13 protein-coding genes are annotated in these 12,231 nt (G+C 43.5%); 10 read left to right on the forward strand and 3 right to left on the reverse strand.

Features of this window, described 5'->3' with window-relative positions; translation table 11 throughout:
• Positions 1–39 precede the first annotated feature (39 nt).
• Positions 40–615, reverse strand: a complete 576-nt coding sequence (locus tag D0S45_19670) for a hypothetical protein (GenBank protein TIH11688.1) — start codon at positions 613–615, stop codon at positions 40–42.
• Between the two features lie 153 nt (positions 616–768).
• Between D0S45_19670 and cmr1 the strand changes: the two genes are divergently transcribed.
• From cmr1 to D0S45_19705, 7 genes are all read left to right on the forward strand, one after another.
• Entirely contained in the window at positions 769–1,782 is a 1,014-nt protein-coding gene (gene cmr1 / locus D0S45_19675; protein ID TIH11689.1) for a type III-B CRISPR module RAMP protein Cmr1, read from the forward strand.
• Positions 1,782–3,647 carry a type III-B CRISPR-associated protein Cas10/Cmr2 gene (cas10, locus tag D0S45_19680; protein TIH11690.1) on the forward strand — a complete coding sequence of 622 codons (1,866 nt, stop codon included), beginning with the start codon at positions 1,782–1,784 and terminating at the stop codon, positions 3,645–3,647. Before cmr1 ends, cas10 begins: the two co-directional genes overlap by 1 nt.
• Positions 3,638–4,825, forward strand: coding sequence for a hypothetical protein (locus tag D0S45_19685; protein ID TIH11691.1), 1,188 nt, complete (start codon positions 3,638–3,640; stop codon positions 4,823–4,825). The genes cas10 and D0S45_19685 overlap by 10 nt, the downstream gene beginning before the upstream one ends.
• 3 nt (positions 4,826–4,828) lie before the next feature.
• Entirely contained in the window at positions 4,829–5,662 is an 834-nt protein-coding gene (cmr4, locus tag D0S45_19690; protein TIH11692.1) for a type III-B CRISPR module RAMP protein Cmr4, read from the forward strand.
• Positions 5,663–5,672: 10 nt separating this feature from the next.
• Positions 5,673–6,086 (forward strand): type III-B CRISPR module-associated protein Cmr5, encoded by a 414-nt coding sequence (cmr5, locus tag D0S45_19695; GenBank protein TIH11693.1) that lies wholly within the window; start codon positions 5,673–5,675, stop codon positions 6,084–6,086.
• Positions 6,052–7,128 (forward strand): type III-B CRISPR module RAMP protein Cmr6, encoded by a 1,077-nt coding sequence (gene cmr6 / locus D0S45_19700; protein ID TIH11694.1) that lies wholly within the window; start codon positions 6,052–6,054, stop codon positions 7,126–7,128. The genes cmr5 and cmr6 overlap by 35 nt, the downstream gene beginning before the upstream one ends.
• Positions 7,129–7,472: 344 nt before the next feature.
• Complete coding sequence (locus D0S45_19705) at positions 7,473–10,472, forward strand: hypothetical protein (GenBank protein TIH11695.1); 3,000 nt, start codon at positions 7,473–7,475, stop codon at positions 10,470–10,472.
• Between the two features lie 125 nt (positions 10,473–10,597).
• Here D0S45_19705 and D0S45_19710 read toward each other — a convergent pair whose 3' ends face one another.
• Both D0S45_19710 and D0S45_19715 read right to left on the reverse strand, forming a co-directional pair.
• On the reverse strand, positions 10,598–10,867 hold the full coding sequence (locus D0S45_19710) for a hypothetical protein (GenBank protein TIH11696.1): 270 nt from the start codon (positions 10,865–10,867) through the stop codon (positions 10,598–10,600).
• A gap of 296 nt (positions 10,868–11,163) precedes the next feature.
• A complete protein-coding gene (locus D0S45_19715) occupies positions 11,164–11,439 on the reverse strand; it encodes a hypothetical protein (protein TIH11697.1) in 276 nt (91 codons plus the stop codon).
• Positions 11,440–11,523: 84 nt separating this feature from the next.
• Here D0S45_19715 and D0S45_19720 point away from each other — a divergent pair, with 84 nt between their 5' ends.
• From D0S45_19720 to D0S45_19730, 3 genes are all read left to right on the forward strand, one after another.
• Positions 11,524–11,718: a hypothetical protein gene (locus D0S45_19720; GenBank protein TIH11698.1), complete on the forward strand. Its 195-nt coding sequence runs from the start codon at positions 11,524–11,526 to the stop codon at positions 11,716–11,718.
• Complete coding sequence (locus tag D0S45_19725; GenBank protein ID TIH11699.1) at positions 11,702–12,061, forward strand: hypothetical protein; 360 nt, start codon at positions 11,702–11,704, stop codon at positions 12,059–12,061. Before D0S45_19720 ends, D0S45_19725 begins: the two co-directional genes overlap by 17 nt.
• A gap of 17 nt (positions 12,062–12,078) precedes the next feature.
• On the forward strand, positions 12,079–12,231 hold a 153-nt coding region (locus D0S45_19730; GenBank protein ID TIH11700.1), incomplete at its 3' end, for a conjugal transfer protein TraL.

Genomic DNA, 12,231 nt, shown 5'->3' on the forward strand with positions numbered 1-12,231 from the left:
ATGCCTCAATTGGCGAAGCCCATTTAGACAGCATGAACCTTACTCCATTTCAACACGATCCTCAAACTCAACATCCAACACACCGTCCCTGTCGCGAAGATTTGCGAACTTAGCTCCATAATATTCAGTCCATAATTCTTTAGGAACTTCACGTAAGAAAAAGACAATCTTATACTCCTTACGCGTGCTGTCATCGCTGACCTTCTCGCTTGTTTCAATTCTAAAATACTTCAGCCCTCTTGCTCCACTCATCTGTGCTCCAAGCTGCTGTCCCCAAGCACGGATGTCACTTTCTTCTGCCAGAGGAATGTAATCAGCCCTCATAATCAGAAGATTATTCTCACGAAAACGAAATTCAGCCGTCAACACCTTGGGAAGATCATCCTCCCAGGACTGACGCATATTGGCGATATAGAGCACCACGGCCACAGCCAAAGTAATCGTACCCACTATCGGCTCAAAAATATTCCAAGAATTAGTCAGTATTTCCTTAGTGCACTTGAACTTTTCCCAGTCAGACAAAAGCAACGAGACAGGAATAAACACCATCAACAAACATCCTATCAGCTTGCTTTCCTGCATAAAATAACTTCCAAAGCTTCTCTTCTTCCCCATACCAAACCTCCGAGTGATACATTTATTACAAACTTCGTCTTGTATAATACAAGAAGATATCGTAAGCAAACTCTAAAGAATGTCTAATCAAAAAAACATTCTTCTTATACTCTTGAGAAAAAACTAACTAAATTATCAACAAGAGGATAATCAATGCCGAGAATAAAGGTCGAGTTATCAGCTGAATTCATCACTCCCTGCTTCGGGGGTACGGTCAGCTCCAATACATCCGTAAGTTACCCAGCAGAATTGCGGGAGCCATCTATTCGCGGACAGATCCGCTGGTGGATGCGTGCCTGCGGTATGGACAGAAAGGCTGTAGACCGGATTATGGGTTCAACGGACAGTGGTCAATCCCTTGTGCGTTTCCGCAAAAAAGCATTGGTCAGAAACAGAATGGAAACAGAGGATTGGTGGACAGATCCCCAATACCGGGCCTGCCCTAAATATCTGTGGTTCTTTGTGGCTCCTTCCACCAGTAATAAAAAAGGTGAAAGCAATCGTGTAGGTCAAAAATGCATTACCAAAGGTAGCGATTTTAAGTTGGAACTAAGCTGCCGTCCCGGTCAGGAAGCAGAGCTGAAACAGATTGTGGCTTACACTATTCTCTGGATAACCTTCGGTTCCATCGGTTCCCGCTCCACCCGCGCCGGGGGCTGCATGAAATACCTTGGCATTAAGGATATACAGGGTTCAGATGCAATATGCGGAGCATTTCAAGGTCTGAATGAGGCTTCCCTGCCTGAACTCTGGAGCAAAATTTCTCCACAACTCGGCGTAGAGCTATCAACACCCCCTTTCCGCCTGCTCTGGGATGACAGAATTCGTCCTACTGACAGCAATGCAGCCTTGGACTGGTTTGCAAATAAATGGAAAATCGTCCGTGCGGAACTGCGAAGCTCTGATAAAGGATTCTGGGGACTTCCATTTAAAGATAAAACTCCTACCCAATTAGAGGATAAGGACGGGAATACCATTAAGACTGAGCGCATGACCTCGCATATCCATCTACGTCCACTAAAAACCAAAGATGACGGAGTGTTCTACCCAGCAGCATTGGTCTTTGACCAACGGATGGTCTTGCAAGGGATTGACACTCAAGCTGGTAACGCAGCCCTTGATAAATACTTCTCGCACTCAATCAAATTCAATGGAGGTGAGCAATAATGGCCCATCTCGTAAAAATAGGCTTCGGCCCGGTGCATGGATTCATCACTGCTGCACGCAAACTGGAAGACCTCTGCTCCGGCAGCACCATGCTCAGCGAATTGATGAAGGGAGCGGCTGAAAAACAGGAGAAAGACCTTATATATCCGGTACTGCCCTCCAGCGATTCCAAGGCGAATATGCCTAACATCATGCTCTTGAAGACTGAATCCAATCCGAAAGAGCTTGCGGAATCAATTATTTCCGGCATTAAGGACCAATTCTGCGAACAGGTGGAAAAGGCCGTCAAATCGCAAAAGCTGGAAGTTGAAAGCGACTTGCTGAATGCTGTTATTGAACGGCAGACTTCAGAATTCGTGGAAACAGTTTGGAGCGCAGTGGAGCTGGGAGCATCCTTTGAAAACTCCCTTGCCGAGCTGAATATGCGTTTCGATGCTGCAAAGCGGACCCGTATGTTCTCCCAGAACGAAGAACCGGGTATGAAATGCACCTTGCAGACCAACCTTTCAGCCCTTACGCCGAAATTTGAGAAAGGAAACCCGGACCAAAACACCAAAAGATGGTGGAAGGGACTCGAAAACCGGGACATGTACACATACGAAGGGCGAGCTCTTAAAAATTCAAGCAAACTCAGCCAAAAAGGAGAACGCTTTTCCTCCGTCGGACTGGCTAAACGAGTTAAAGCCCGCATAGAAGATGAAACGCATCACTTTCCGTCCACTCATGCGATCGCTACTGCCATGTGGCGCAAGCGGATTATTGAAAAAAGCGGACATGAGAAATACGAAACTTCTGTGTTCATCTCATTCTTCGAAAAATGGAATGAACTTGAAGCGAGTGGCGACATCGAATTCAACACAGTTCCTGAAGATGTTATTCCGGCACTGCCTGAGCTGGTAAAATCCATCAAAACAGCTCCCGAAATTCTGAAAATGCTACTGACTTGCGAAGCTCAATGCTTCCGCAAGACTGAATTTCGTAAAGGGACAGCCAGCAAAGACCCCATCTCCAAGGAGCGGGGAGAGCTAGTATCTTGCGCTAAAGATATCGGTGCGGGCACACCTCCTGGCCACTTTGTCCTGCTTTCTGCGGATGGTGATTCCATGGGGCGTTTTGTGGATGCCTGTAAAAGCGTAGAGAAACTTACTGAGCTAAGTAGCAAGTTGAAGAATTTCTCGGAACAAGCAATCAAGACTATCGAATCGCCGGAAGTCTGCGGCCGGGTTATTTATGCCGGTGGTGATGATGTGCTGGCGGTCATGCCCGTAGATGCTGCAATTCAAGCAGCGTGTACCCTGCGACGCGACTATGCCGAGAAACTGAAAGGGATCACGTACACCGAGAATGGCGAGCAGATTCCGGCAACTCTGAGTGCCGCCCTGCTTTTTGCTCCGGATAACTATCCGCTGCACCGCTTGCTGGATAACGCTGAAGCTACCCTCAACACTAAAGCCAAGGCTGCAAATAAAGATGCTCTGGCAATCACCGTATACAAAGGGAATGATGAAGTCAGCGCAACAGTCCTGCCTACAGAATTAAATAGCTGGAAATTCGATACCTGGGCAGAAGGATTGGAATCCCTGTTCAACGAAAAGAAACTCTCATCAAAAACCATGTACGACCTGCACCATGACCTGTTGATCATGGAAAGCGGTAAAAGCTGCGATCCTGAACTGATCAAATCAGTGGTCTTGAGCAGAATCGCCACCAACCGAGAATTAGATGAAGCCGACATGAAACTGGTTCAGGAGAAGCTCGAAGAGTTTTTCACTGCGGGAGTTATGGACTTCCGCAACAGTCCACCATCATTCATAGCCGCAACCCTGATCAGCCTACGCAACATCTGGAGGATGCAATGTTTGTAGAAATAAGCCCTCTCGATACAATCTTCTGCCGGGATAGCCGCAGCTTCGGCATGGATGAAGCTCATGCCGTGGATTCTGTTTTTCCACCGCCACCTTCAGTCATGTTTGGAGCTATGCGCGGAAGTATTTTCATCACCCAGAACTTCGGCAACCTGAAACGGGACAATGGATTCAAGCACAGCTGGCCCGCATGGTTCGGCGATACAGAATCCTCCGGAGATCTCTTCCAGAAAGGTCCGCTGCCTGTAATAGACGGAAAGACAATGTTCCCCCTGCCACTGGACGGATTTCTTGAAGAGCAGGATTCAACAGAATACGGCTTCATGCCTTTCCAGCTGCTGAAGAATAATGCTTCAGCCTCCAATCTAAATCTTGAATTCACGCTCGTCCCGCCAAAAGGCAAGAGGCTGCCCAAGCAGTCAGATATCATGTGGATCAGTGCGGATTCGCTCAGTGAGTACCTTAACTCTGGTTCATTGCCGCTATTGCAGAAAGAAGCTGATATTTATCCGCAAGATGAACTTTGGACTCCTGAACACCGCACCAATGTCGGCATCGATCCTGACACAAATGCTGGAAAAGATTCCATCCTGTTTTCCTTAAAACATGTGCGCATGAATACGAAACGCAAGGCCAAGCTGCTCTGCGAATGGGGCAGCAATGATGAGGGAGCATCTAGAATTCTGCAAGGAATCATCGACGAGAAAAGTAATTCACTTTCCGTGGCAGGCGAAAGGAGAACCGCGTCCGTCACCGCTACAAAACTACAGTGGCCTGCGTCCCCTTCAAACAAACTGACACCGGACAAAGATGGTAACATCTCATTTCGGTTGTATCTGGCAACTCCGGCATACTTCGAAAAAGGCTGGAGACCAACTTCCGATCAAAATAAAGAATGCACCATTAAAAGTTGTACTGGCCAAGTTAGAGCAACCTTGTTGGCTGCGGCTGTAGGCAAACCGTTCTATCTGGGCGGATATGACATTCAAAAGAAACAACAAAGACCGGCAAGGAGCTTTGTCCCTGCTGGCAGCGTCTATCATTTCAAAGCCAAAGCGGATCAACTAGATAATATCATCAAACTGAACGGTCAGGTAGTCGGTGATGACGACTTCCTGAAAGCGCAGGGCTTCGGCCTTTGTTTCGTTGGAAAACCTTCTTCAGGTATACAGGAGTAATCAATGTTTACCGAATCCAATATACTCATGTACAGATGTGTAACTCCCCTTCACTGCGGAGCAACCGAAGCCGGAGACGGCATAGACCTGCCAGTCGTCCGCGAACGTTACACCAATTTCCCAATTATACCGTCCACCTCAATCAAAGGTGTCTGGCGCGATATCTGCCAGCGTAGTGAAGCGTGGAAGGATGATGTGATAGCAGCATTCGGCCCGGACTCTCAAGAAGCGGACAAAAAGAATGCCGGACTGCTCGGCTTTGTGGATGCCCAGATTCTGTATCTACCGGTCAGAGCGAGCGTGCGAACTTTCTTCCTGATAACCTGCCCTCTCCAGATAAACAGATTCAATGAGGCCAGAGAGAAAAAAGGACTCTCGCCCTATATTATTAAAGAACAGTGCGAAAACGAAACAATAATATCAGAAACCCTAAGCGATATAAAAGAACTCTATCTTGAAGATATCAAACTGAATGCAGAACACAAAACACTCGACCTGCCCACAGATGGAATTCCTGCGCACTTAACATCCAGACTAGCTCTGGTCTCTGATAGCACATTCGAATGGTTTGCATCCAACGCTATGGAAATCCGCGCCCACAACAAACTCACCGAGTCCAAAAAATCTGACAACCTCTGGTACGCAGAATATGTTCCTGCGGAAAGTGTCTTTTTCGGCCAGCTGTTGGAAAGCCCTCCATTCAGAGCTTCAGAAGAGGAAACAACAGGGAAATATTCCTCCAAATTAATGAAAACGGAACCACATTTTTTCCAAATCGGTGGCAACGAATCCACCGGTCATGGACTGATGCAAATAACCGCCATAAATCAGGACTAAGGTGGCAAAGATGATTAGCAAAGAAAATACTCTTGCAGAAAGGTCTTTCAAATTCATCAACGGCATTAAAGACACCGATAATGCTGCGGACATAAGAACTGAACTGGAAGGACTGCCCGCAAAGATTAAAATTAACGGACTGACTCAGACTATAATATATCTGCTTGAAAAATCCAAAAAGGATAAAAACGACACCGAGCAGAATGATCGTTACCTGCTGGGCATAGAAATAGTTGAATATCTGGCTGGCAAACAAGTGAGCGACCATCCCAAAGAAGCCTTCAAGCTTTGCAAAAGCAATCTGCGCCACACCACTGTTGAAGCTACCACCTATATTGCATGGCTGAAACGTATGGCCAAAGCTCTTATTGAGAAAAAACCAACTTCCAATGGAGGTCAAAACGAGGGTAGCCATGCAAGCTAATCTTCAAACTATCCACCCATCACTGCTACTGCACAAACTTGGGCTCCACGTACTGACCTATGACGAGTTTGACCGCGACACGCTGAAAATAGGTAAACCAGAAAACGGTGGCTATATCGGCGATAAAAGGACCGTGCTGGATGAACTTGTAAAATCTGTTCAGGATGGAGACTTCCGAAATACGTACAATGATTTCTACACACAGTGGCAGAACTACTTAAAAGAACGCGCACTCGTTTTAGAGGCTAAAACTGGCGCAAGATTTATATCCGGCCTGAGTTATGGTGCCGCAATGCATATTGGCTTCTCTCTACATCATACCTATGGAGTTCCATATATTCCCGGCTCAACAGTGAAAGGGGCATGCAAAGCTATCGCAAAGCAGGAAGCCCTTGAAATGGAACAAGCTGAACAAGATGCAGAGCTAGCGTTAATACAGCGGATATACGGTGATGAAAACACAAATGGTAAAGCTGTTTTCCTTGATGTCTTCCCGCAACCATTATCAAAAAAAATATCTCTCATGCTGGATCTTGATGTCATCACTCCTCATCACACTAAAGCCAACGCAGATGAAGCAGGTTATGAAACAGCCCCGGACATTGAAGAACCAGTCCCGGTGGAATTTGCCGTTGTCCCTGAAGGGATGACTTATTGCTTCGGCTTCATCTGCCCTAATGAAGCCGATAGAGAAATTGTAACCAAACACTGGCAAACAGCATGCGATGAAGGATTTGGAGCAAAAACATCTAGTGGATATGGTTCTTTTATACCGCAGGAACAGAAAGAAGAAAAACAGGAAGAAATCTCGCCGAAAACTATCCTAAAAGATTTTAAAATGAGGGTAGAAAGCAACAAAAGCGGATTAAACAATATGCTTTCTGGATTCGTAGACCAAATCTACAGCGAGTCCACTCCAGAAGAAATCAAAAAGGAAATGGCAGCCCTACTAGTAAAAAGACTAAGCCCTAAAAAACTTAAGCAGAAAGTAAAAAAAGGCAACAAAACAGCAATAAGACTTGACCAGATATTAAGATCATAAAGTAAGAGCCGCAGAAGAATATATAATCTGCGGCTTTTTTTTAGTTTTCTATCCACGATAAAAAACAGTCATACAACTTCAAGAACTCTAAACAAGGAGTATTCTGAATCGCCACCAATTTACCAGAATATCTACAAAAATAGAGGCTATTCACAAACTTATTAATATAGAAAAAAATCTACCTTTAAGGGTTCTCTAAATTTCGAAGGAAAATGAATTCTATTTCATTAACCCTACAAGTTCTCATGATAAAGAAAATTCAAGACTTAATTGAATTAAACATATAAGCAAAAAAAGAATCAACGTGATACAGAAATTTATCCCCCGCACGATGGAGACACAACATGGAAGTATTAATTGTAACCGCTCTAACTGAAGAACACCAAGTAGTTACTGCTGTTCTAAATGAAAAGGCAACCTTCATCGGTCAAGATATCAACCAAGTCGGGCTATACGACTTCAACCTTAATGGCGAAAGCTCTTGTCGTATTGGAATATGCTGTGCACACCAAATGGGTGCAACCAAAATGGGTGCTTTTGTTGCCCCCTTATTTATGGAGTTGATGCCCAAAACCACTGTATTAATAGGTATTGCTGCCGCTGTTAATCAGTCAGACACCAAGCTTGGAGATGTTCCATATTCAAGCCATGTCCTGAGCTATGATGATATTGCAGTAGAAAATGGTATAATGACATTTAGATCAGAAGGGTATCAAACGAGCCCCGAAATGCGAAAAGCTGTGGGACTATTTCGAAGCTCTGTAATTACTTACGCACCTTGGAGATCTGAATGCGTTAATGTTATTCATAAAGTAATTGTTAGTTTAAATAAATTGCGCAAGCCACAAATCATCTCACCCCAAGCTCTTGAGGAACCCCATTTAGTTGTCGAAGTCACCGCAGGTGGACCTTTTCTAATTCGGGATGCAGTATTTCGTGATACACTGAAAAAAATACCCACTGATGGTACTATAAAAACAGAAAATTCAGTACATCCTAAGCTGGTATCAGTAGAAATGGAATCCCATGGATTTATGAATGCAGCCCATGAGCACGGCATACCAGCATACGTCATGAAAGGAATTAGCGATGATGGTGATGAGAAAAAAAGTGCGCTAGAAAAAGAGACGGGAGGCTTCTACCGTGCATATGCCTCTTCAAATGCCGTGTTAGCAGTTCTTCATATTTTGCAATGCAATCTTCAAATAACTAACACTAACCAGCTTGAGTCAAAAGATGAAAAGCAAATAAGCAAAATTGATGCTGGAAATCAGAAAAAATGTCGCGAAAAATCAGGAACAGTTAAATCTCGCCCAGATAACATTGAGCCTTTCCAAATATGGGACAACAGAGCAATGGTATCTTTGGGCCCTTACAGCGAGGAACGCCACTGCCTTTTCAATTGTCCATTTTGCTATGTTAATTCTTCCTATTTGTCATTTAGACGTAAAGACGTACGAGGAATCATAGATTGGCTGAAAAGCCATAAAGGAGAATTTGACATTGTCTATATTAGTGGCGACACAGATTCTTTTGCTGGAAAATCCCGACAAAAGGAAGCAGTAGAACTTATTGAAGCAATTGAATATGAATTCGATGTTGAAATCATGATAACTACACGGGCAATCATTGAAAATGATAACCTTGAGCGACTGAAAATTGTAAAGCAAAAGCTAAAACAAAAAGGTCTAAATTTCTATGCTTGTGTAAGTATAAGTCAATTAAATCAGAAAGAGGATTTAGAACCTAAGCCCATACCATCTGTGAATAAACGGATAGAACAGCTTGAACGATTTAAAAAAGCTGGGATGAAAACAATCCTTGCAATGAGACCATTTTTGCCAGTGGTTCCTGATGAGGACTATCTGGGCATTTTGGAACTATGCAAACCTCACATTGATATCGTTTTAGGAAAGGAATGGTACGCTGACAATCTTGGACTTATGGATAATGCTATTAGCTGTGGTCGCCCATTAAAATACCCCTCCACTGTAAAAAGAATGAATTTCGATACGAATATTGCCTTGTGGAAAGTGTATTCCCCCAAAGAATTAAAAAGGAAAATAAGAGATTGGTGCGACCAATCCGACATTCCATTCTTCATGACTAGCCGTCCTGCGGTAGACTGGGTACGAGCAAGTGAGCCGAGAACAGCCTTTCCACGTGTAATAGGAATTGGTGCCCTAAATATAAATTTTTTCCCCAAGAATACGCACCTGGAACCCTTAAATTTAAACGCAGTTGCAGGAGAAGAAACTGAAACCTCTGAAGAATCTTTGTGGGAACATATTGAATCTTTTTACGGCCCTGACTTCATCGAAAACTATGATTTCTTTTTAGGAGGAGGCGCATATCACGCAATAGAGTGCCTTAGCGAATTGGACATTAGGCATAAAGAAATGGGCGCAAGAAACTTGGAACTAGAATACATTGGAGTTGCAGGTAAAACAATAGAGAAAATGTTTTATAAGGAGAAAGCCGCATGCAATTTTGACATCATAGAAAAACTTATCTCGAAAAACATAGGCGTTAAGTATATTAAAAAGTCCAAAAGCAAGCCTGGGATAACCATTAATTACTGGTCAGGAACAAGCTCCGAGGCAGGAAAAGCACTAAGAACAAATCTCACTGGCGCTGGCTCAAATAAGGAATTAGAAGACTACCTAGATCATTTGTGCAGAAAAGAGCCTTTTTTCTTGAAAAGGCTGGCAGCTGCAGACTGGATTCATATTAGTTCTCTATTTGACAATCGTGCTATGAGCGTTGTTGCAGAATTGCTTACAGGGGCCAAAAAAATAAACCTAGGCCTTCGCGTAAGCTGGGATGTTGGAAAGCTAATACCAAGCCTCTTAAATAGCAAGCAAGTACTACGGAGAACGTTACGAGCTGCAGATTTTGTTATAGTGAACCCAAATGAATTGAGAGTCTTAGCTAATTCAACTTCAGAAATTGAAAAAAAACTGAGCAATCACGACGTTGCTTTAAAATTATACACAGATCTTTTCCCAGAGGCTAACTTTGCTCTGGTTGTTCAATCTCCATCTTTGGATCAAGTTGAATTCTATTGGCGATATAAGCATGAAATTGTTTCACAGGGCGTCAACTGGAAACTTCCTACGAATAATAAAACAGATGTCAATGTTACTGCAGCAAGTGCGTATCTTGCCGCAGCGCTTATCGACTCTCAACTACGTCCTGATTTAGGTTTTAACATGAATCTCGCGGCAAACTATGGAATGGAACTAGTTTGGGCTAAGGTAACCAACAGTGCAGAAAATCGTGGCAAAAAATTTAGGCAGGTCAGGAAAAATTATATAGAAAAAGCGGAAACTCCCCCCTATTAATATGAAAGTATATCTACGACGTCATCCTATTAAAATTAAATCCCCACCCGGATACAGTCCTAATTCTCGACAAATAAAAAAGTAAAGCGATCCTCTTCCCTTCTTCAGAAGCGGAGGATCGCCCACTACAACAAAATCTCCTTCTCAATAATCCCAAACCGCCGAATCCCATATTCCACTAAGTCCGTGCTTCGATAGAGAATCTTCTTGCCGCTCTTAAAATGGCTCCTAGGTCCAACCATCCTGCTATCATCATTTCGCAAGGTCTTTGGTGATAGCCAACCTCCGGTATATTTATCCACATCATGGCGTGCAATCACAGGGGGAAGCCCTGCAATTAGCAGATCTTTAAATGCGGCCTCATTATCCGTTAATGGACGATCCCAATTTACCATGCTCTCTCCAAATTCTTTTTAGCATTTAATCACATTTAACTTTATGCTAAATTAGCACAAGAGAAGAAATAAGACAAGTGATGATTTGTCATATAGAAGAACACTTTCGTCATCAGCACCCTAGGAGTCTACATGCAAAACCAAATAACAAACCTCTACAGACTTGCTGCTGCGATTAATTTTCTTGCTGAAAATGTTGACGAGAGAATTGGAGCGATCCTTTCACTAATAGAAAAAGAACTACAGAAAACTGTCGAAGAACTCGACGACAAAACATGAAACTGAAAAAATAAACCTCAAGATTTAGATTTGATCTTCTCTTGAACCCTAAAAAAAAGACTGGCTACGTCTATGCCTAAAACTTCTGAAGCTTCAACAGCCTCAGTCACAGGGAAGCTTTGCGGCTTACCAGTAGGCGAACATTCTCTAATTTTCCACCATTTACTTGGTGCTGTTGACGTATCACCATACAACAATTTGGCAAACGAAGTATGAGAGACACCCTTCTCCTCATAAAGAAACACAATCTCCGCAACTAACGCCCTTTCGAATTTATATCCATATTTTCCCATCCTTCTAAAATATACAAAATCAAACTTTAAGCATTTGCTAAATTAGCATTGACACTTTGTGCTAAATTAGCATAAATGCAGATTATGAAAATAAGTGATGAGTTCCTAGTCCAACGACTTGTTGAAAAATACGGCACCCTGACAAAAGTCGCATTGCGCCTTGGATACTCAGGGTATCGCCCATTCCAAGCAGCACGCAAAAAAGGTTTTCCAGAAGCTAAGCGTCTTTTGGCCATGATGTTGCTTTTAGAGGAAGAGTCACATGGCGAAAAAAGATAAAGGCTTTGCGCGAGTTGAGTTCTTAGCAAATCTAAAAACAATTCGCGAACTCACCAAGCAAGGCTACACCAAAAAAGCCATTTACGATCAGCTTCATGGAGAAGGCAAAGTCTCAATGACTTACATCCACTTCTGCCGTTTCGATCCCTTTACTGGACAAAGCTTAAGATCTCGCAATTCATCCCCGGCCATAACAGGCACTCCTGCTGTAAGGACCGTTTCCGCTCTCCCCGTACCCTTGGGCGGAAGCGGTCCTCATGCAGGGCAGCTTGATAGCAATTCATCATTTATCCACGAAAAGAACGTCACCGAAGAAGAGCTCGATGAGCTCGTCGGTAAATAAATACAAGGAGTGAAACTATGGCTACTATTAATGCAATTTTTCAAGGCAAAGGCGGAGTGGGCAAAAGCCTTGTCGCCAGCTTTCTTACTCAACATCTTATGGAATCCGGCAAAGAAATCTGCTGTGTGGATACCGATCCGGTAAACGCAACTTTCTCAGGATACAAAAGG

The sequence above is a fragment of the Marinifilum sp. JC120 genome, from assembly GCA_004923195.1.
Taxonomy (GTDB): domain Bacteria; phylum Desulfobacterota; class Desulfovibrionia; order Desulfovibrionales; family Desulfovibrionaceae; genus Maridesulfovibrio.

What these genes read in the sequence shown, in the direction of transcription:
- D0S45_19670 (TIH11688.1), bottom strand. Translation starts at nt 615, where the DNA reads ATGGGGAAGAAGAGAAGCTTTGGAAGTTATTTTATGCAGGAAAGCAAG.
- cmr1 (TIH11689.1), top strand. Translation starts at nt 769, where the DNA reads ATGCCGAGAATAAAGGTCGAGTTATCAGCTGAATTCATCACTCCCTGC.
- cas10 (TIH11690.1), top strand. Translation starts at nt 1,782, where the DNA reads ATGGCCCATCTCGTAAAAATAGGCTTCGGCCCGGTGCATGGATTCATC.
- D0S45_19685 (TIH11691.1), top strand. Translation starts at nt 3,638, where the DNA reads ATGTTTGTAGAAATAAGCCCTCTCGATACAATCTTCTGCCGGGATAGC.
- cmr4 (TIH11692.1), top strand. Translation starts at nt 4,829, where the DNA reads ATGTTTACCGAATCCAATATACTCATGTACAGATGTGTAACTCCCCTT.
- cmr5 (TIH11693.1), top strand. Translation starts at nt 5,673, where the DNA reads ATGATTAGCAAAGAAAATACTCTTGCAGAAAGGTCTTTCAAATTCATC.
- cmr6 (TIH11694.1), top strand. Translation starts at nt 6,052, where the DNA reads ATGGAGGTCAAAACGAGGGTAGCCATGCAAGCTAATCTTCAAACTATC.
- D0S45_19705 (TIH11695.1), top strand. Translation starts at nt 7,473, where the DNA reads ATGGAAGTATTAATTGTAACCGCTCTAACTGAAGAACACCAAGTAGTT.
- D0S45_19710 (TIH11696.1), bottom strand. Translation starts at nt 10,867, where the DNA reads ATGGTAAATTGGGATCGTCCATTAACGGATAATGAGGCCGCATTTAAA.
- D0S45_19715 (TIH11697.1), bottom strand. Translation starts at nt 11,439, where the DNA reads ATGGGAAAATATGGATATAAATTCGAAAGGGCGTTAGTTGCGGAGATT.
- D0S45_19720 (TIH11698.1), top strand. Translation starts at nt 11,524, where the DNA reads ATGAAAATAAGTGATGAGTTCCTAGTCCAACGACTTGTTGAAAAATAC.
- D0S45_19725 (TIH11699.1), top strand. Translation starts at nt 11,702, where the DNA reads ATGGCGAAAAAAGATAAAGGCTTTGCGCGAGTTGAGTTCTTAGCAAAT.